The organism is Actinomadura montaniterrae (genome assembly GCF_008923365.1).
Lineage (GTDB): Bacteria > Actinomycetota > Actinomycetes > Streptosporangiales > Streptosporangiaceae > Spirillospora > Spirillospora montaniterrae.
Map to the genome: position 1 here is coordinate 1 of NZ_WBMR01000184.1, position 18504 is coordinate 18504.

Annotated in this window: 20 protein-coding genes; 7 read left to right on the forward strand and 13 right to left on the reverse strand. The window is 71.7% G+C overall.

What is annotated here, in order from left to right:
* Together F9B16_RS51580 and F9B16_RS38635 are read left to right on the forward strand one after the other, a co-directional pair.
* A partial coding sequence (locus F9B16_RS51580) for a hypothetical protein (RefSeq protein ID WP_192809199.1) occupies positions 1-1142 on the forward strand: 1142 nt, incomplete at its 5' end.
* Complete coding sequence (locus F9B16_RS38635; protein WP_264159844.1) at positions 1139-2560, forward strand: M48 family metallopeptidase; 1422 nt, start codon at positions 1139-1141, stop codon at positions 2558-2560. The genes F9B16_RS51580 and F9B16_RS38635, both read left to right, overlap by 4 nt.
* A 266-nt stretch (positions 2561-2826) precedes the next feature.
* Here the strand turns inward: F9B16_RS38635 and F9B16_RS38640 are convergent, their stop codons facing one another.
* From F9B16_RS38640 to ctaC, 4 genes are all read right to left on the reverse strand, one after another.
* Positions 2827-4053 (reverse strand): L,D-transpeptidase, encoded by a 1227-nt coding sequence (locus tag F9B16_RS38640; protein WP_225992325.1) that lies wholly within the window; start codon positions 4051-4053, stop codon positions 2827-2829.
* A 188-nt stretch (positions 4054-4241) separates the two neighbouring features.
* Positions 4242-4652 (reverse strand): cytochrome c oxidase subunit 4, encoded by a 411-nt coding sequence (locus F9B16_RS38645; protein ID WP_151545194.1) that lies wholly within the window; start codon positions 4650-4652, stop codon positions 4242-4244.
* Positions 4653-4655: 3 nt separating this feature from the next.
* Positions 4656-6320, reverse strand: coding sequence for an aa3-type cytochrome oxidase subunit I (gene ctaD, locus F9B16_RS38650; RefSeq protein ID WP_151545195.1), 1665 nt, complete (start codon positions 6318-6320; stop codon positions 4656-4658).
* Positions 6317-7150: an aa3-type cytochrome oxidase subunit II gene (gene ctaC, locus F9B16_RS38655; RefSeq protein WP_449699936.1), complete on the reverse strand. Its 834-nt coding sequence runs from the start codon at positions 7148-7150 to the stop codon at positions 6317-6319. The genes ctaD and ctaC overlap by 4 nt, the downstream gene beginning before the upstream one ends.
* 128 nt (positions 7151-7278) lie before the next feature.
* On the opposite strand from ctaC, the gene F9B16_RS38660 reads away from it, so the two are divergent.
* A complete protein-coding gene (locus tag F9B16_RS38660; protein WP_151545197.1) occupies positions 7279-8439 on the forward strand; it encodes a cysteine desulfurase family protein in 1161 nt (386 codons plus the stop codon).
* A 64-nt stretch (positions 8440-8503) separates the two neighbouring features.
* The gene (locus F9B16_RS38665) at positions 8504-8812 is read left to right on the forward strand and encodes a sulfurtransferase TusA family protein (RefSeq protein WP_151545198.1); all 309 of its coding nucleotides are present in this window, start codon (positions 8504-8506) and stop codon (positions 8810-8812) included.
* Between the two features lie 59 nt (positions 8813-8871).
* Here F9B16_RS38665 and F9B16_RS38670 read toward each other — a convergent pair whose 3' ends face one another.
* Both F9B16_RS38670 and F9B16_RS38675 read right to left on the reverse strand, forming a co-directional pair.
* The gene (locus tag F9B16_RS38670; RefSeq protein ID WP_151545199.1) at positions 8872-9858 is read right to left on the reverse strand and encodes a carbohydrate kinase family protein; all 987 of its coding nucleotides are present in this window, start codon (positions 9856-9858) and stop codon (positions 8872-8874) included.
* Between the two features lie 188 nt (positions 9859-10046).
* Positions 10047-10409 (reverse strand): HesB/IscA family protein, encoded by a 363-nt coding sequence (locus F9B16_RS38675; protein ID WP_151545200.1) that lies wholly within the window; start codon positions 10407-10409, stop codon positions 10047-10049.
* A gap of 235 nt (positions 10410-10644) precedes the next feature.
* Here F9B16_RS38675 and nadA point away from each other — a divergent pair, with 235 nt between their 5' ends.
* Entirely contained in the window at positions 10645-11799 is a 1155-nt protein-coding gene (gene nadA, locus F9B16_RS38680) for a quinolinate synthase NadA (protein ID WP_151545201.1), read from the forward strand.
* A 155-nt stretch (positions 11800-11954) separates the two neighbouring features.
* Here nadA and F9B16_RS38685 read toward each other — a convergent pair whose 3' ends face one another.
* The 5 genes from F9B16_RS38685 to F9B16_RS38705 form a co-directional block, all read right to left on the reverse strand.
* Positions 11955-12737: a maleylpyruvate isomerase family mycothiol-dependent enzyme gene (locus F9B16_RS38685; protein WP_192809200.1), complete on the reverse strand. Its 783-nt coding sequence runs from the start codon at positions 12735-12737 to the stop codon at positions 11955-11957.
* Positions 12738-12845: 108 nt separating this feature from the next.
* Positions 12846-13415 carry a PspA-associated protein PspAB gene (gene pspAB / locus F9B16_RS38690; RefSeq protein WP_151545203.1) on the reverse strand — a complete coding sequence of 190 codons (570 nt, stop codon included), beginning with the start codon at positions 13413-13415 and terminating at the stop codon, positions 12846-12848.
* A gap of 3 nt (positions 13416-13418) precedes the next feature.
* A complete protein-coding gene (gene htpX / locus F9B16_RS38695) occupies positions 13419-14336 on the reverse strand; it encodes a zinc metalloprotease HtpX (RefSeq protein WP_151545204.1) in 918 nt (305 codons plus the stop codon).
* Positions 14337-14478: 142 nt separating this feature from the next.
* On the reverse strand, positions 14479-14757 hold the full coding sequence (gene pspAA, locus F9B16_RS38700) for a PspA-associated protein PspAA (RefSeq protein ID WP_151545205.1): 279 nt from the start codon (positions 14755-14757) through the stop codon (positions 14479-14481).
* Positions 14754-15563: a PspA/IM30 family protein gene (locus tag F9B16_RS38705; RefSeq protein WP_208245377.1), complete on the reverse strand. Its 810-nt coding sequence runs from the start codon at positions 15561-15563 to the stop codon at positions 14754-14756. The genes pspAA and F9B16_RS38705 overlap by 4 nt, the downstream gene beginning before the upstream one ends.
* A gap of 131 nt (positions 15564-15694) precedes the next feature.
* Between F9B16_RS38705 and F9B16_RS38710 the strand changes: the two genes are divergently transcribed.
* The gene (locus tag F9B16_RS38710) at positions 15695-16276 is read left to right on the forward strand and encodes a DUF3043 domain-containing protein (protein ID WP_151545206.1); all 582 of its coding nucleotides are present in this window, start codon (positions 15695-15697) and stop codon (positions 16274-16276) included.
* 63 nt (positions 16277-16339) lie between these two features.
* On the forward strand, positions 16340-17341 hold the full coding sequence (locus F9B16_RS38715; protein WP_151545207.1) for an aldo/keto reductase family protein: 1002 nt from the start codon (positions 16340-16342) through the stop codon (positions 17339-17341).
* A gap of 98 nt (positions 17342-17439) precedes the next feature.
* Here F9B16_RS38715 and F9B16_RS38720 read toward each other — a convergent pair whose 3' ends face one another.
* Together F9B16_RS38720 and F9B16_RS38725 are read right to left on the reverse strand one after the other, a co-directional pair.
* A complete protein-coding gene (locus F9B16_RS38720) occupies positions 17440-17637 on the reverse strand; it encodes a hypothetical protein (protein ID WP_151545208.1) in 198 nt (65 codons plus the stop codon).
* Positions 17638-17680: 43 nt separating this feature from the next.
* The coding region (locus F9B16_RS38725; RefSeq protein ID WP_225992327.1) for a DsbA family protein at positions 17681-18504 on the reverse strand (824 nt) is incomplete at its 5' end.

Genomic DNA, 18504 nt, shown 5'->3' on the forward strand with positions numbered 1-18504 from the left:
CCCGGGCCGCGGCCCGGACCGCCCGCCCCTCCGCCCCGTTCGACCCGGACACCGCCCGCACCGTCCTCGCGAACCGGACCCGCGCCGTCGCGGCCGGCGACCGGACCGCGTTCCTCGCCACGGTCGCCTCGGCGCCCGCCGCGTTCCAGGACGCCCAGGCCCGGCTCTACGACAACCTCCGCAAGCTCCCCCTCGACGGCTGGACGGAGCGTTTCGCGGGCACCGAGTCGGCGAACGCGGAGGGCGGCGCCGCCGTCGTCCGCGTGGAGACCCGGTACCGGCTGCGCGGCTTCGACCGCGGCGACGTCGCCCGCGCCCGCCACCTCACCTTCGCGCCCCGCTCCGGCGCCTGGACGGTCGTCGGCGACGGCTCCGCCCTCGGCTACCGCGACGACGCCGAGATCTGGGACGCCGGGCCGCTGAGCGTCGTCCGGAGCCGCGCCGCCCTCGTCATCGGCGACGGCGGCGGGCTGGACGGCATCGCGAAGCGCCTCGACGCCGCCGTCCCGGTCGTCACCGGCGTCGTCGGCAAGGGCTGGGCGCAGCGGGCCGTCGCGCTGGTGCCCGCCGACGAGCGGCTCGCCGCCGCCCTCGCCGGGCCGGACGAGAGCCTCGGCCAGATCGCCGCGCTCGCGACCGTCGCGCCGTCCGCCGGCGGGGGCCGCGGCGAGGACCGCGTCATCGTCTCCCCCGGCACCTTCGGCCGGCTCAACGAACTCGGCCGCACCGTCGTGCTCACCCACGAGCTGACCCACGTCGCGACCGGCGGCGCCACCGACCGCACCACCCCGCTGTGGCTGATCGAGGGCTTCGCGGACTACGTCGGCTACAAGCACGCGAAGGTGAGCGTGAAGTCGGCCGCCAGCGAGCTGCGCCGCGAGGTGAAGGCGGGCCGGGTCCCGTCCGCGCTGCCGTCCGCCGCCGACTTCGCCGGCTCCTCCGACCACCTCTCGCAGGCCTACCAGGAGGCCTGGCTCGCCTGCCGGATGGTCGCCGGCCGGTACGGTGAGGCGACGCTCGTCCGGCTGTACCGGGCCGCCGGGCGGGGCTCCGAGGCCGCCGCGCTGCGCTCCGTGCTCGGCCTCACCCGGGACCGCTTCGTCGCGCTCTGGCGCGACCACCTGAAGAAGGAGCTCACATGAGCGAGGGAGACGGCGGCGAGCCGTCGGTCGCCGAACCCCCCGGCCGCCCGGCCGACCCGGACGCCCCCGCCGGCGGCGCGGCCGGAGGCGGGCGAATGCGGGGTCCGCGCCGCGCCGCCGCCGTCGCGGCCGCCGTGCTGTTCGCCGGCGTCGCCGCCGTCCTCGCCCTCACCACCCCGTGGAACCCGCTGCCCGGCCACGTCCCCGGCGGGCACGTGCGCGCCGACCCGTCCCTCGACTTCACCCCGCGCGAGATCGCCCGCGCCAAGGCGTTCGACGGCGCGATCAACCCGCCCGCCTACTCCGGGCTCGTCGTCGGCCTCGCCGTGATCCTGGTCCTCGGCTTCACGCCCCTCGGCGCCCGGTTCCTCGGCTGGACGACCGCGCGCGTCCGCCGCCGCCCCCTGCGCGTCATCGCCGCGGCCGTCGCGCTCACCACTTTGCTGCGCGTCATCGGCCTCCCGTTCGACATCTGGAGCGAGTCGGTCCTGCGCCGCTACGGGCTGTCCACCCAGAGCTGGCCCGCGTGGGCCGTCGACCAGCTCAAGTCCCTCGGCGTCACCTGGGTCGTCTACACGATCGCGCTGCTCCTGCTGTACGCGGTCGTCCGCCGCTTCCCGCGCTACTGGTGGACGGGTGCCGCCGCGGGCGGGTTCGTGCTCGTCGTCGCGGTGTCGTTCATCTACCCGGTCGTGGTCGAGCCGGTGTTCAACAAGTTCCACTCGCTGCCCGCCGGGCAGCTGCGCACCGACCTGCTCGCCATGGCGAAACGCGACGGCGTGCCGGTCAAGGACGTCCTCGTCGCCGACGCGTCCCGCCGCACCACCTCGCTGAACGCCTACGTGTCCGGGTTCGGCTCGACGCGCCGCATCGTCCTGTACGACACGCTGCTGAAGTCGCCGCGTCCCCAGATAGAGTCGATCGTCGGGCACGAGCTCGGCCACGCCAAGCACGACGACGTGCTGTGGGGCACCCTCGTCGGCGCGCTCGGCGTCGCGGGCGCCCTGTGCCTGCTCTACCTGCTGACGACGTCGCCGCGGCTGCTGCGCCGCGCCGGCGTCGACCCGGACGTGCCCGCCGCCCGCGGCGCCCGGAGCACCGGCCCCGCCGACCCCCGCACCATCGCGCTGGTCCTCGCGCTGGTCGCCGCCGGGACGCAGCTCGCCGCCCCCGTGCAGAACCTCGTGAGCCGCCGCATCGAGGCCCGCGCCGACGCGCACGCCCTCGACCTCACCCGCGACCCGTCCACCTTCGTGGCGATGCAGCACGAGCTGTCCGTCCGCAACATCGACGACCCGGACCCGAACCGGGCCGAATACCTGCTGTGGATGACCCACCCGTCCGGCCCCGACCGCATCGCCATGGCCCGCAACTGGTCGAAAATGCACCACGTACCCATTCCGCCCCCGCTCCACTAACCCGAGGCGGCGCGCCCGGTAGGCCAACCCCGGCCCCGGCAGGTCAAAGCCCGGCCCCGGCCGATTGAACCTCAGCCCCGGCAGGTCAAAGCCCAACCCCGGCAGGTCGAACCTCAGCCACCGGTCGCGGGCAGGCACGCGGAGCGAGTGCAGCGAGCGCAGCGGGCCTGCCCGACGACGAACAAGGCGTTTCACGCGGAGCTCTAGCGGAGCGTGAAACGCCTTGTTCGTCGTGACGGGGGTTCCAGGGGGTCGCCCCCCTGGGACTAGTTATGGCTGGCGCGTGGCTTCTGGGCGGCGCCGTTGGCGGACTGGGCGGAGAGGGTCGCCGCGTCGACGTGCGGGGCCGTGGAGACCGAACGCTTCAGCGCGCTGCCCTTCACCCAGTTGCTCCAGCCCATCTGCCAGAAGCCCCAGCCGTTGTCCGGGGCGAGCGGGCGGCTGGTGCCGGTCACCGTGACGACGTCGCCGCGCTGGGCGAGTTTGTAGAACCACGCGGCGTCGGACGGGCTGACGTTGATGCAGCCGTGGCTGACGTTGTCGTGGCCCTGGTCGCCCACCGACCACGGCGCGCTGTGCACGTACTCGCCGCTGTCGGAGATCTTCACGGCCTTGTCCACGGTGAGGCTGTAGTAGCCGGCGCAGCCGGGGCCGCAGCCCTCCCATTCGGACGTCATCGTGACCGGGTCGTCCTTCTGCATGGTGAGGTGGACGCCGTTGGTCGTGGTGTACTTCTCCTCGCCGCCGCGGCCCATGCTGGTCGGGATCGTCCGGGCCTTCCGCCCGTTGATCTTCACGACCATGTGGTGGGTGTCCTCGCCGGCCGTCGAGACGTGGGAGTCGCCGACGGTGAAGTTCACGGCGTAGTCCTTGCCGCCGTACATGCCCCTGCCGTTGTTCACGCCGCTGAGGTGGGCGACGAACGACGCCTTGGTGTGCGCCGGCCAGTACTGCTTGGTCCGGAACACGACCTCCTGGTCGTTGAACCAGTGCCAGGCGCCCTCAACGGCCTTGTCGGAGCGCACCTCCAGCGCCCGCTCGACCGCGGCGCGGTCCTTCACGGGCTGGTCGAACCGCATGACGATCGGGATGCCGACGCCGACCGTCTCCTTGTTGAAGGGCGCGTCGACGGTCACGCCGAACTTCTTCTGGACGGTCGCGACGGTGAAGCCGCTGCGGACGGTGCGCGTCTTCCCGTCCTTGCCGATGGCCGTCGCGTCGACCGCGTAGGCCTGGCCGGGCGCGAGCGACCAGCGCGACCGCCACTGCGTCCGGTCGGCGTTCAGGTCGCCCTCGACGGGCGCGCCCTTCGCCGTCGTCACCGTGACGTTCGCGATCCTGCCGGTCCTCGCCCGCACGTCGATCGGGCTGTCGGGCGGCAGCGCCGCGCCCCCGCCCGGTGACACGGCGAGCGAGACCGCGTCGCGTCCGGTCACCGCCTGCTGTCCGGAGCACCCCGCGACGCCCGCCACCATGCCCGCGCCCGCGAGCACGGCGGCGGCCCGCCTTCCCCGGTACCTCGGTCCTGAGTCACCCACCCGCACGTGGACCCCCCGGTCGTTTCCCACCTGGACGAGCGATTCGCCTGGCCAGCCCTATTTGCTGGGACGACGTCCAGTATGTGAAAGGGGCGGTACCCGCGAAATTGCGGATACCGCCCCTCTTGGGGTTCTTTTACTGATCAGTGGGCGAAATGACCCCGGTAGTACTCGAACACCAGTCCGATCGAGGTCAGGATCGCGGCGCACGCGCCGAGGATCACCAGCCACCAGCCGAACACGACGCCGAGGGCGACGGCCGCGGCCGACAGGCCGAGGAACAGCGGCCACCAGCTGTGCGGGCTGAAGAAGCCCAGCTCGCCGGCCGCGTCGGCGATGTCGCCCTGCGGGTCGTCCTCGTACAGCGGGCCCGCGTTGGCCCGCTCGAGGCGCCGGACGGTGAAGTGGATGTAGAACCCGATCAGCCCGGCGAGGCCGATCGCGAGCGCGAGCGCCGTCGTGCCGGTCCAGTCACCCGACCAGAGCCAGTACACGATGTCGGTGGCGAGGAAGAAGACCGCGCAACCGTAGAACATGAACGCCTGGACGCGCATCGGCTACTCCTTCGCCCCGGTCAGCTCGCCCTGCGCGCCCACGTGCGGGTGGTGCAGGTCGAACGCCGGCCGCTCGGAACGGATCTTCGGGATCGAGTTGAAGTTGTGCCGCGGCGGCGGGCACGAGGTGGCCCACTCCAGCGACGAGCCGTAGCCCCACGGGTCGTCCACCTCGACGCGCTTGCCCTTCTTCCACGTGATGTACACGTTGTAGAAGAACGGCAGCATCGACGCGCCCAGGATGAAGGCGAAGATCGACGAGACCTGGTTCAGGCCCTCGAACTCCTTGGGGTAGTCGGCGTACCGGCGCGGCATGCCCTCGGCGCCCAGCCAGTGCTGGATGAGGAAGGTGCCGTGGAAGCCGATGAACAGCAGCCAGAAGTGCACCTTGCCGAGGCGGTCGTTCAGCATCTTGCCGGTCCACTTGGGCCACCAGAAGTAGAAGCCCGCGAACATCGCGAACACCACGGTGCCGAACACGACGTAGTGGAAGTGCGCGACGACGAAGTAGGAGTCCGACAGCTGGAAGTCCATCGGCGGGGACGCGAGGATGACGCCGGTCAGGCCGCCGAACAGGAACGTCACGAGGAAGCCCAGCGACCACAGCATCGGCGACTCGAACGTCAGCTGTCCTCGCCAGATCGTCCCGACCCAGTTGAAGAACTTCACCCCCGTGGGCACGGCGATGAGGAACGTCATGAAGGAGAAGAACGGCAGCAGCACCTGGCCGGTGACGAACATGTGGTGCGCCCACACGGTGACCGACAGGCCCGCGATGGAGATGGTCGCGAAGACCAGGCCGATGTAGCCGAACACCGGCTTGCGGGCGAACACCGGCAGGATCTCCGTCACGATGCCGAAGAAGGGCAACGCGATGATGTAGACCTCCGGATGCCCGAAGAACCAGAACAGGTGCTGCCAGAGCAGCGCGCCGCCGTGCGAGGCGTCGAACACGTGCGCGCCGAGCTTGCGGTCGGCCTCCAGGGCCAGCAGCGCGGCGGCGAGGACGGGGAACGCCAGCAGGACCAGGATGGAGGTCAGCAGGACGTTCCACGTGAAGATCGGCATCCGGAACATCGTCATGCCCGGCGCGCGCATGCACAGGATCGTGGTGATGAAGTTGACCGCGCCCATGATGGTGCCGAAGCCCGACATCGCGAGGCCCATCACCCACATGTCGCCGCCGACGCCCGGCGAGCGGACCGCGTCCGACAGCGGCGCGTAGGCGAACCAGCCGAAGCTGGCCGCGCCGCCCGGGGTCAGGAAGCCCGCGATGACGATCAGGCTGCCGAACAGGAACAGCCAGTACGCCAGCATGTTCAGCCGGGGGAACGCGACGTCCGGCGCGCCGATCTGCAGCGGCATGATCACGTTGGTGAAGCCCGCGAACAGCGGCGTCGCGAACATCAGCAGCATGATCGTGCCGTGCATCGTGAACATCTGGTTGTACTGCTCGTTGCTCACGACCTGCAGGCCCGGCTTGAACAGCTCCGCGCGGATGACCAGCGCGAGGATGCCGCCGAACAGGAACATCACGAACGAGGTGATCAGGTAGAGGTAGCCGATCACCTTGTGGTCGGTGGAGGACAGCCAGTTGGCGACGATGCGCCCCTTGCTGGTCCGCACCGTGGTGACCGGCGCGCTCGGTGCGTGACTGATCGTGGTCACTTGGCACCCCCCGCGGCCAGGGCGGCCTTCGAATCGGCGATGAACTTCTGGTACTGGGCGGGCGTGACGACCTTCAGCTGGAACAGCATCCGGCTGTGGTCGACGCCGCAGAGCTCGGCGCAGCGGCCCTCATAGGTGCCCAGCTTGGTCGCCTCGAACTCGAACTCGTTGTCGTAGCCCGGCATGACGTCCTTCTTGTAGAGGAGCGCCGGGACCCAGAACGAGTGGATGACGTCGTTGGAGTGCAGCCGCACCCGCACGTGCTCACCGGCCGGGATCGTCATCACGGGCTTGGCACCGGAGGTGGCGTTCGGGTTCACCGGCTGGCCGACGACCGACGCGACGGTCTGCTCCTTGCCGGTGGCGTCCTTCTCCTTGTAGTCGAACTGCCAGCTCCACTGGAACGCGGTGACGTCGACGACCACCGGAGGGTTCTTGGTGGTCTTCTCGACGTAGTTCTCGTCGCGCGCCGTGAAGTAGAACAGGACCGCGATGATGACGAACGGGACCGCCGTGTAGAGGATCTCGATCGGCATGTTGTAGCGGACCTGCGGCGGCAGGTCGTCGGAGCGCTTGCGGTGGAACAGCACCGCCCAGATGATCAGGCCCCAGACGACGGCCCCGACGGCGAACGCCGCGATCCAGGAACCCTGCCAGAGCTTCAGCATGCGCTCGGCCTGCGGGCCGATCGGCTCGGGCATGCCCAGCCGGGATGCCTGGCCGCTGCACGCGGTTGCGGACAGCGCCAGCAGCCCTAGCGCGCCGGCGCTTTTGATTGCGCGGCGACTGCGCACAGGCGTACGCCGCTCCCCAGAGCGGGTCGGACTCACGGAATGCCTTCCCCACGGATGAAAGCCCGGTCGACCCGGGCGGTGAGATCAGTTGTTACACGTGTGGTGGACACACTAGCGCTAGGGTCGCGCGAACCCCCGATCGGGTGCCCGGTTAGTGTTCTGGCGTGGCTGACTCCAGTGCGCCGGACGGGTACTTCGACGCCGCCTCCACCGAGCCGCCGCATCCCGCGGCACGGGCGGCGCTCCTGGAGGCGCTGGACGCGGGCTGGGCCGACCCCGCCAGGCTGTACGGGCGGGCGAGGAGCACCCGCATGCTGCTGGACCGGGCCCGCGCGCGCGTCGCGGGCGTCCTGGGCGCCCGCCCGGACGAGGTGTCGTTCACGTCGTCGGGCACCCAGGCGGTGCACCTGGCGGTCCTCGGGGGGCTCCAGGCGCGCCGGCGGGCCGGGCGCCACCTGGTGGTGAGCGCGGTCGAGCACTCCAGCGTGCTGCACGCCGCCGAGCTGCACGAGGCGGACGGCGGCGAGGTCACGGCCGTCGGCGTGGACCGGGCCGGGCGCGTCGACCCGGCCGCGTTCGCGGCGGCGCTGCGCCCGGACACCGCGCTGGCGTGCCTGCAGTCGGCGAACCACGAGGTCGGGACGGTGCAGCCGGTCGCGGAGGTCGCCGAGGCGTGCCGCGCGGCGGGCGTGCCGCTGTTCGTCGACGCCGCGCAGTCGCTCGGCCGGGTCGACGTGCCGGGCGGCTGGTCGCTGCTGGCCGGCAGCGCGCACAAGTGGGGCGGGCCCGCGGGCGTCGGGGTCCTCGCGGTCCGCAAGGGCACGCGGTGGCGCTCCCCGCTGCCCGCCGACGAGCGCGAGGCGCGCCGCGTCCCCGGGTTCGAGAACGTCCCGGCCGTCGTGGCGGCCGCCGCCGCGCTGGAGGCGTTCCGGGCGGACATGCGGGACGAGGCACCGCGGCTGGCGGCGCTGGTCGACCGGATCCGCGAGCGGGTCCCCGCGGCCGTGCCGGACGTCGAGGTCGTCGGCGACCCGGCCCGCCGGCTGCCGCACATCGTGACGTTCTCCTGCCTGTACGTGGAGGGCGAGGCGCTGCTGACCGAACTGGACCGCGCGGGTTTCGCCGTTTCGTCCGGCAGCTCGTGTACGGCGGATACGCTGCGTCCGAGTCATGTGCTCGAGGCGATGGGAGTGATTACCCATGGGAACGTGCGGGTATCGCTGCCGCGTGGCGTCGCTTCCGCCGATGTCGACCGGTTCCTCACCGTCCTCCCCGGCACCGTGGCCCGGCTGCGCCGGTCGGCGCTGAACGCGCTGGACCCGTGACCGGCACCGGCGGCAGAACACCACACCGAGCCCGAACCAGCAGAAGAGGGAGGCGGTCGCGCCCATGAGGTTCCGAGGCCGCGCCAGGAGCGGAGGCTCCAACGCGCCGGCGGCACCGCCGCCCGCCGAGCCCGCCGGCCCTCCCCCGGCGCTGGTCATCGACGCGCTCGGCCGCAAGTGCCCGATCCCGATCATCATGCTGGCGGACCGGATCCGCGAGGTCCCGGTCGGCGAGGTCATCGCGGTCCTCGCCGACGACGCCGCCGCGCGCACCGACGTCCCCGCCTGGTGCCGGATGAAGTCGCAGGACTTCGTCCGCGAGGAGACGCTCCCGCAGGGCGGCTGGGGCTTCCACATCCGCCGGACGTACTGACGGCGCACCGCCGTAGAGGCCCGCCGCAGGGGCCCGCGCGGGCCCCTACGGCGCGCCGGTCACGGGTTGGGGCAGGCGAGGTGCGGCTCGACGTCGGCGGCCGCGCCGGCGCCGTAGGCGGAGGCGAGCCGGTCGAGGAACGCCCGCCGCGACAGCGTGTACTCCTGTGGGCCCGCGGCCTCCAGCGCGTGCGCCGCGACGGTGCTGCCGACCTGCGCGGCGCGCTCCAGCGGCAGGCCCCACGCCGTCGCCGACAGGAAGCCGGAGCGGAACGCGTCGCCGACGCCGGTCGGGTCCACGACCTTCTCGACGGGGACGCAGGGCACGTGCAGGCCCTCCTCCCCCTGCCGGTCAATGACGACGCCCTTGGCGCCGAGGGTGGTGACGCGGATCCCGACCCGCGACAGCACCTCCTCGCCGGACCAGCCGGTCTTCTCCTCGAACAGCGCCTTCTCGTACTCGTTGCTGAACAGGTAGGCGGCGCCGTCGAGGAGGCGGCGGACGTCCGTGCCCTCCATCCGGGCGAGCTGCTGGGACGGGTCGGCGGCGAACGGGATGCCGCGCGAGCGGCACTCGTCGGTGTGCCGGAGCATCGCCTCGGGGTCGTTCGCGCTGATCAGCACGAGGTCGAGGCCGCCGACGCGCTCGGCGACCGGGCCGAGCTCGATGGAGCGGGCCTCGCTCATCGCGCCGGTGTAGAAGGATGCGATCTGGTTCTGGTCCTGGTCGGTGGTGCACAGGAACCGGGCGGTGTGGTGCAGCTCGGACACGTGCACGGAGGCGGTGTCGACGCCGTGCCGGTCCAGCCAGGAGCGGTAGTCGGCGAAGTCGTCGCCGACGGATCCGACGAGGATCGACTCCTTGCCGAGGCTGCCCATCCCGAAGCAGATGTTCGCGGCGACGCCGCCGCGGCGGATCTCCAGCTCGTCCACCAGGAAGGACAGCGAGACCCGGTCGAGCTGGTCGGGCAGGAGCTGGTCGGAGAACCTTCCGGGGAAGGTCATCAGATGGTCGGTCGCAATGGATCCGGTCACGGCGATGCGCACGCGTCGCTCTCCTCGTCGCGGTCGTCCGGCTTGTCACCGGCTGTTTCAACCCGGAAAGACTACTTCCCATCGGACCACACGACGCGGCGGGTGCGCATCCCGGCGGGGCGGGCCGGGCATGCGAAAGGGGCGGCCCGGACGTCTCGCCCGGCCGCCCCTCCGCCGGCCCGCGGGCCGGCGGTGCTCCGTCAGTTGAAGGAGTCGCCGCAGGCGCAGGAGCCCGACGCGTTCGGGTTGTCGATCGTGAAGCCCTGCTTCTCGATCGTGTCGACGAAGTCGATGGTGGCGCCGGTGAGGTAGGGCGCGCTCATCCGGTCGACGCGCACGTTCAGGCCGCCGAAGTCCTGGACCTGGTCGCCGTCCATCTCCCGCTCGTCGAAGAAGAGCTGGTAGATCAGGCCGGAGCAGCCGCCCGGCTGCACGGCGACACGCAGCGCAAGGTCGTCGCGGCCCTCCTGCTCGAGCAGGCCCCTGGCCTTCTCGGCGGCGGCGTCGGTGAGGATGACGCCCTGCTGCGTGGTCTCCTGCGTGGTCTCGCCTGAAACCGTCATGTGTTCAGCTCCCGGGTCTCGCTGCGCCGCGGTGCGGCGGACTGTCGCTTGTCCTCGAGGACGACTTACGCCTCTTCCCGTAGGACAACGTACCTCGCCACAAGGCCATTCCGCGTATCGCCCATCTTTAACGCCCGGGAGCGGTGCGTCCTACGTCACACCGCCGCCGCGACGATGATGTGCCATCATTAGTCGTCAAAGCGACGATAAGTCCCGTCGCAGGAGGGAGACTCCCGTGACCACCCCAGTGCGCGACCTTCCGCTGCTGCTCCTCGGCGAGGGCTCCGACCCGGCGAGCGAGCGCGGCGTGGACTGCCCCGGCGAGCTGCCGCCCGCGTCCGACCCCGCGCTGGTCGAGCGGGCCCGCGCCGCCAAGGCCGCCCTCGGCGACCAGGTGTTCGTCCTCGGGCACCACTACCAGCGCGACGAGGTCATCCAGTTCGCCGACGTCACCGGCGACTCGTTCAAGCTCGCGCAGCAGGCCGCCGCGCGGCCCGAGGCGCCCTACATCGTGTTCTGCGGCGTCCACTTCATGGCGGAGTCCGCCGACATCCTCACCGCGCCGCACCAGAAGGTGATCCTGCCCGACCTCGGCGCCGGCTGCTCCATGGCGGACATGGCGACCTTCGACCAGGTCGAGGAGTGCTGGGACGTCCTGGAGGACGCGGGCGTCGCGGACGACGTCGTCCCGGTCACCTACATGAACTCCTCCGCCGACATCAAGGGCTTCGTCGGGCGGCACGGCGGCGTGGTGTGCACCTCGTCCAACGCCAAGCGCGCCCTGGACTGGGCGTACTCCAAGGGCAAGAAGGTGCTGTTCCTGCCCGACCAGCACCTCGGCCGCAACACCGCCGTCCTGGAGATGGGCTTCTCGCTGGACGACTGCGTCGTCTACAGCCCGCACCGCCGCGAGGGCGGCCTCACCCGCGACCAGCTCCGCGACGCCAGGATGATCCTCTGGCGCGGCCACTGCTCGGTGCACGGCCGGTTCAGCAAGGAGTCGGTGGACGACGTCCGCGCGCGCGTGCCCGGCGTCAACGTGCTCGTCCACCCCGAGTGCCGGCACGAGGTCGTCACGGCCGCCGACCAGATCGGCTCCACCGAGTACATCATCAAGACCATCGAGGCCGCCGAGCCCGGCACGTCGTGGGCGGTCGGCACCGAGCTGAACCTCGTCCGGCGCCTCGCGAACGCCCACCCGGACAAGAACGTCATGTTCCTCGACAAGACCGTCTGCTACTGCTCCACGATGAACCGCATCGACCTGCCGCACCTGGTGTGGTCGCTGGAGTCGCTGGTGCGCGGCGAGGTCGAGAACGTCATCACGGTCGACGACGACACCGCCCGCAACGCCCGAGCCGCCCTCGACCAGATGCTCGCTCTGCCTTAACAACCCTGGCCCAGGGGGCTCGCCTGGCGGCTCGCCCCCTGACCAGGCTTGGGCGAGCGCGACCTCGCTTCGCGAGCTTCCCGGCGGGGCTCGCCTCCGGCGTCGCCCCGCCGGTCAGATGACGCGCTCGCGCGGTGGTCGAGGCCTTGCACCGGTCAGATCGCAGAATTCTCGACCCAGTGGACGAGCAGGTCGTCGTTGCCGGTGAAGTCGAGGGCGGGGTCGCCGAGCTTGCGGCGGCCCCACAGGAACAGGAAGACGTCCGAGGCGGTGCCGCGGACGGTCGCGTCGGCGCCGCCGGGGCCGTCCGGGGCGTCGTCGCGGGTCCACTCGAAGCGGTCCGGCAGGAGGCGGAACAGCCAGCGGGAGCCGAGGTCGGCGGCGTCGAAGGCGAGGACCTCGCCGTCGCCGCGCAGGTTCTCGACCTTCGGCGCGAACGCGGCGGCCCGTTCCAGGTTCTCCAGCAGCTCGTCGGTCCCGTCGGCGGCCGCGTCGGGCGCGACGGCGGGCGTCCGGCCGCACGCGATCTCCAGGTCGGCGCGGTGCACGGCGGTCTCGAACAGCATCCGCCGCGACCAGAACCGGGCGTGCTGGTCGACGCCCCAGGCCCACACGGGCGCGTCCGGGTCGGCGGCCCGCAGGATCTCCAGGAGCCGTCCGGCGCCCTCCTTGTACCAGGGCAGGTGATCGCCCGGCACCACCGGGAACGAGACGCCGAGCTCGCGCAGGCTCAGCCGGCGCGGGGCGCCCACCCGGACGGTGCCGCCGGCCCACCGGTGCATCGCGCCGAGGTGGCGGACCAGCTCGGCGACGGACCAGCCGGGGCAGGACGGCACGTCCACCTCGAGGTCGGCGCCCGCCGCGGCGTCGGCGAACGCGGCGGCCTCCGCCTCCAGCGCGTCGCAGTGGCGGGCATGATCCCAGGGACGTCCGGTCATTGCGCCTCCCGCATGAACCGACCGTGCACGGACGTTCACCTCACTGACATACCCCGCATCGGCCCATAGATCAGGCATCCCGGGGCGGGATCCGCCGCGGGCGGCCCGTCACAGGCCGGGGGCGCCCCACACGGGGAACCAGCGGCCGAGGTCCTGCTCGAAGGGCAGGTCGGCGCCGACCGCGCCGCGCACCTGGAGTTCCAGGGCGTTGTCCCGCTTGTCCCCCGGCAGCGGCGCGAACGGGTAGAACGTGCCGCGCTTGTACAGGTAGACGAGCGCGAGCCGCTGCCCCTCCGGGCCGCGGAAGCCGGCGAGCGAGCACAGCAGGTGCGGGCCGAACCCGCCGGACTCCAGCGTGGAGTTCACCGCGTGCAGGTCGGTGACCAGGTCCGGGAGTTCCTCCGGCGGGTGCGTCGCCAGCAGCCACGTGTAGCCGTAGGAGTCGTTGCTGATCTCGACCTTCGGGCCCTCGTCGGCGTCCAGCAACTCCTGGACGTCGGCCTGCAGCCGCGCGAACGCGCCGCCCTCCGCCGCCCGGAAGCAGACGGAGCCGAGGCCCGTGGGCTTGAACCCCGTGGCCGCCTCGAGCGTGATCGCGGCGGTGGACAGCCCGAAGAGCTGGTCGAGGTCCGGCTTGACCGGCTTGGACCGGCCGAGCAGCGTGTCCAGGAAACCCACGGATCAGACTCCCCTGCTGAGCTGGTCGGAGATCTTCGACAGCTGCGCGAGCCGCTTGTCCAGCGGCGGGTGGGTGGAGAACAGGTGCGAGATCGTGAAGCCCTTGCCGAACGCCGGGGTGAAGAAGAAGGCGTTGAACGCCTGCGCCTGGCGCAGGTCGTTGGTCGGGATCCGGGCGATCTCGCCGGACACCTTCGTCAGCGCGCTGGCCAGCGCGGACGGGCGGCCGGTCAGCAGCGCGGCGGCCCGGTCGGCCGACAGCTCCCGGTAGCGCGACAGCGCCCGGGTGAGCAGGAAGCTGATCGCGTAGGCGACGGCGCTGACCGCGACCACGGCGAGCAGGATCATCCCGGTGTTCTGGTCGTTGTCGCGGCGGTTGAAGCCGCCCCACAGGCCCCACTCCAGGCCGAAGCGGGTGATCAGGCCGGCGCAGATGCCGAGGAACGAGGCGATCGTCATGACCGCGACGTCCTTGTGCGCGACGTGCGCCATCTCGTGCGCGAGCACGCCCTCCAGCTCGACGGGGTCGAGCCTGCGCAGCAGCCCGGTGGTCACGCAGACCACGGCCTTCTTCTGGTTGCGGCCGGTCGCGAACGCGTTCGGCACGTCGGTGTCGGCGACGGCGACGCGCGGCTTCGGCGCGTCCGACATGGCGCAGATGCGGTCGATCACGCCGTGCAGCTCGGGCGCCTCCTCCGGCGAGACCTCCCGGCCGTGCATGGCGAACATCGTCAGCTTGTCGGAGAAGAAGTACTGCGCGAACAGGAACGCCAGCGCGATGACGAGGGCGATCACCCCGAACTTCGGAGCGATCACGAAGAACGCCGTCACGAAGACGACGTAGACCAGTCCCAGCAGGAACATGGTCACGAGCATGCGTGACGTCAGCCCCCGGTCGGAGGCGTAACGCGTCGAGGCCATCCGGCAACCCCCAGTTTTCTTTCCCCGATTCACTTGTGAGAACGCGTGAGCCCCGGTTTTTGTGCCAGCCACCGCCGGAGTCCCGCGCGAATCGTCCTGGAGGACGACCGGCCCCTGGCCGCCCGGCCGGGCGGCCAGGGATCTAGTCCGGGATCAGCCCCTCGTCGCCGAGCATGGCGCGCACCTCGTCGATCGCCGCGTCCGCCGGCGGCAGGATCAGCTCGGACGGGGCCAGGCTGTCGGCCGGCAGCGGCTTGCCGACCTTGCGCACGCTCTCCAGCAGGGCGTGCAGCGCGGCGCGGAACGCCGCCTCGTCGCCGGCCTCGATGGCCGACTCGAGCTCGCCGTCGAGGGTGTTGAGCGCGGCCAGGTCGCCGTCGGCGACGTCCAGCTGCCCCTCGCCCATGAGGCGGACGATCACTGCGCACCCCCGGGCTGCTGCGGCCACGGGGCCTGCTGCGGGGTGTCGTGCTGCTGCTGCTGCGGCTGCGCGGTGGGCGAGCCCTGGTTCAGCTCCTTGGGCGCCGGGCCCTGGCCGAGTTCGGCCTTCAGCCGCTCCAGCTCGAGGTCGACGCCGGGGCCGGAGCCCATCCGGTCGAGCTCGGCCTGGATGTCGTCGCGGGGGCCGGAGAAGTCCTCGAGCGCGCCGGAGGCGAGCAGCTCGTCGATGGCGCCGGCGCGCGCCTTCATGTTCTCGGTCTTCTCCTCGGCGCGCTGGATCGCCAGGCCGACGTCGCCCATCTCCTCGGAGATGCCGGAGAAGGCCTCGTTGATCTTGGTCTGCGCCTCGGCGGCGGTGTACGTCGCCTTGATCGTCTCCTTGCGGGTGCGGAAGGAGTCGACCTTGGCCTGCAGCCGCTGGGAGGCGAGCGTGAGCTTCTCCTCCTCGCCCTGCAGCTGCTGGTACTGCGCGCGCAGGTCGTTGAGCTGGGAGTCCAGCCCGGACCGGCGGGTCAGCGCCTCGCGGGCGAGGTCCTCGCGGCCCACCTGCAGCGCCTTCTTGCCCTGGTCGGTCAGCTTGTTCTGCTGCTGCTCGAGCTGGTTGATCTGCAGCTCGAGACGCTTGCGCGAGGTGGCGACGTCGGCAACCCCCCGACGGACCTTCTGCAGCATCTCCAGCTGGCGCTGGTAGGAGTAGTCGAGCGTCTCGCGAGGATCCTCGGCCCGGTCCAGGGCCTTGTTGGCCTTGGCCTTGAAGATCATCGACATTCTTTTCATCACGCTCATCGCGCGGCGCCGGTCCCTTCGTGCTGTGCCTCAGTCGCATACTGGGCTCAATGACCACTGCTGGGGTTCTTATCACCCTACGCGTTAACGCGCGAGGCAGCCACGATGTTCGCAGCCGGTAGGCTGACCCCGTGTTCAAGCGTCGTACCCCGGAAGCCCCGCCGAATCCTCCTCAGGTAGTAACGCCGAAGCCGGGAGGCAAGGGGCGCCCCACGCCGAAGCGCAGCGAGGCCGAGAAGCGCCGCCGCCAGCCGATCACCGCGCCCTCCACGCGCAAGGAGGCGTACAAGAAGGTGCGGGAGCGGCAGGCGGACGAGCGCCAGCGTGCGCGCGCCGGCATGGCCCGCGGGGACGAGAAGTACCTCCTCAAGCGGGACAAGGGCCCGGTCCGGCGGCTCGCCCGCAACTACGTGGACGCGCGCCGCACCGTCGGCTCGTACCTCATGTACGCGATGTTCGCGATCGTGCTGCTGAGCCTGCTGCCGATCCCGGCGGCCAAGCTGCTGGTGCTGTTCGCGCCGCCGCTGCTGCTGGTCGTGGTGTTCGGCGAGGGCCTGATGCTGAGCCGGGGCGTCAAGAAGCTCGCCGCCGAGCGGCACCCGGACGAGGACACCAAGGGCGTCGGGATGTACGCGGCGATGCGCGCGATGCAGATCCGCCGGCTGCGGATGCCCGGGCCGCAGGTGAAGATCGGCGAGAAGGACAAGGTCTGACGGCGGGGCCGCGGCGCCCCCGCCCGGCCCGGCGGTGATCTCCGCCGGGCTAGGGTCGTGGGCATGGAGTTCCGATACCTGGGCCGGAGCGGTCTGAAGATCAGCGAGATCGCGTACGGCAACTGGCTCACCCACGGCTCCCAGGTCGAGGAGGACGCGGCGCGCGCGTGCGTGCGCGCGGCCCTCGACGAGGGGATCACCACCTTCGACACCGCGGACGTCTACGCCGGGACGCGCGCCGAGGAGGTCCTCGGCCGCGCCCTGAAGGGGCAGCGCCGCGAGGGGCTGGAGATCTTCACCAAGGTCTACTGGCCCACCGGGCCCGGCGTGAACGACCGGGGGCTGTCCCGCAAGCACATCATGGAGTCGATCAACGGCTCGCTGCGCCGTCTCGGCACCGACTACGTGGACCTCTACCAGGCCCACCGGTTCGACTACGAGACGCCGCTGGAGGAGACCCTCCGCGCGTTCGACGACCTCGTCCGGCAGGGCAAGGTGCTGTACGTCGGCGTGTCGGAGTGGCGCGCGGAGCAGATCGAGCAGGCCCTGAAGATCGCCGACGAGATGGGGTTCGACCGGATCGTGTCGAGCCAGCCGCAGTACTCGATGCTGTGGCGGGTCATCGAGGAGGAGGTCGTCCCGCTGTGCGAGCGCGAGGGGATCGGCCAGATCGTCTGGTCGCCGATCGCGCAGGGCGTGCTGACCGGCAAGTACAAGCCGGGCCAGCCGCCGCCCGCGGGGTCGCGGGGCACCGACGACAAGGGCGGCGCCGACATGATCCGCCGCATGATGGACGACGACCTGCTGACCCGCGTGCAGAACCTGAGGCCGATCGCCGACGACCTCGGCCTGTCGATGGCGCAGCTCGCGGTCGCGTGGACGCTGCAGAACCCGAACGTGTCGGCGGCGATCGTCGGCGCGTCGCGTCCGGAGCAGGTCGTCGACAACGTGAAGGCGGCCGGGGTGAAGCTGGACGCCGACGTGCTGAAGCGGATCGACGACGTGCTCGGCGACGTCGTGATCCGCGACGCGTCGAAGACCGCCAGCCCGCGCACCCGCCCGTGAGCTGAGGCCGGGCCGGAGCGGCGAGGGGCCGCGGGACGGGCGTCCCGCGGCCCCTTCCGCGTCCGGCGGCCCCTTCCGCCTCCGGCGGCCGTCCGGCGTCACTCCGGGTCGTGCAGGCTCATCCCGTAGACGACGGTCTCACCGTCCAGCAGCGTCACCTTGTCGACCTCGCCGGCGCGCAGGCTCCGCCAGTTCTCGCCCAGCCAGCTCTCCGCGTCCGACTGGGTGGAGAAGGTCTCCTCGGACGTGCCGGCCGCCTGCCCGTCGGCCTTCTCCAAACGCCAGCTCCACGCCATCGCGCTCGACCTCCCTCGTCGCGGGTGAGACTAGCCGTTCCGGTCAGGAGGCGGCCTCGATGGCGCGCCGCAGGGCGTCCGGCGTCTGGGTGTCGGACGAGGAGAGCAGCCGGCCGTTCACGCGCACCGACGGCGTCCCCTGGACCCCGGACGAGATGTAGGACTCGCTGACCCGCGCGACGTCGGCGGCGTACCGCTGCCCGGTGACGCAGGTCTTGAAGTCGTCGCCGGTGAGGCCGAGGGGCGCGGCCCAGGCGAGGAGGTCGGAGGTGGCGTAGCCCTGGGTGCTCTCGGACGGCTGGTGCGCGTAGAGGGCGTCCTGGTAGGACAGCCAGCGCGCGCCTTCGCGGACGCAGCGCAGCGCGGACGCGGCGCGGGTGGAGTTGCCGTGCTGCGGTTCGGTGCCCGCGCCGAAGATGACCATGGGGTGGAAGACGACCTTCGCCTCGCCCGCCACGGCCACCTGCTTGAGCATCGGGTCGTTGGTGCGGTCGAAGTTGCCGCAGGGCGGGCAGGAGAAGTCCTCGTAGATGTCGACGACCGGGGACGTGACGCCGGGCCGGGCCATGGTGAGGCTGCCGTCGGGGTTCGGGATCGCCTCCGCGCCGCCGGCGATCTTGCCGGCCTGCAGGCTCGTGCCGTCGGATCCGCCGCCGTCCGCGCCGTTCCCGCCGTCGTCGCCGCTGCTCCTGATGATCAGGACGACGGCGGCGACCGCGACGAGCACGAGCACGAGACCGCCGCCGATCAGCGCGATCAGCAGGCCGGGGCCGCGGCGCGGCGGGGTCGGCGGGCCGGGCTGCCAGCCCTGCGGCGGGGGCACGGTGATCGGCGGCCTCGGCGGCGGCATCGGCGCGCCGCCCGGCT

Coding starts and splice junctions, on each gene's coding strand:
- F9B16_RS38635 (WP_264159844.1), top strand. CDS start 1,139: ATGAGCGAGGGAGACGGCGGCGAGCCGTCGGTCGCCGAACCCCCCGGC.
- F9B16_RS38645 (WP_151545194.1), bottom strand. CDS start 4,652: ATGCGCGTCCAGGCGTTCATGTTCTACGGTTGCGCGGTCTTCTTCCTC.
- F9B16_RS38665 (WP_151545198.1), top strand. CDS start 8,504: ATGAGGTTCCGAGGCCGCGCCAGGAGCGGAGGCTCCAACGCGCCGGCG.
- F9B16_RS38675 (WP_151545200.1), bottom strand. CDS start 10,409: ATGACGGTTTCAGGCGAGACCACGCAGGAGACCACGCAGCAGGGCGTC.
- F9B16_RS38685 (WP_192809200.1), bottom strand. CDS start 12,737: ATGACCGGACGTCCCTGGGATCATGCCCGCCACTGCGACGCGCTGGAG.
- htpX (WP_151545204.1), bottom strand. CDS start 14,336: ATGGCCTCGACGCGTTACGCCTCCGACCGGGGGCTGACGTCACGCATG.
- F9B16_RS38705 (WP_208245377.1), bottom strand. CDS start 15,563: ATGAGCGTGATGAAAAGAATGTCGATGATCTTCAAGGCCAAGGCCAAC.
- F9B16_RS38715 (WP_151545207.1), top strand. CDS start 16,340: ATGGAGTTCCGATACCTGGGCCGGAGCGGTCTGAAGATCAGCGAGATC.
- F9B16_RS38720 (WP_151545208.1), bottom strand. CDS start 17,637: ATGGCGTGGAGCTGGCGTTTGGAGAAGGCCGACGGGCAGGCGGCCGGC.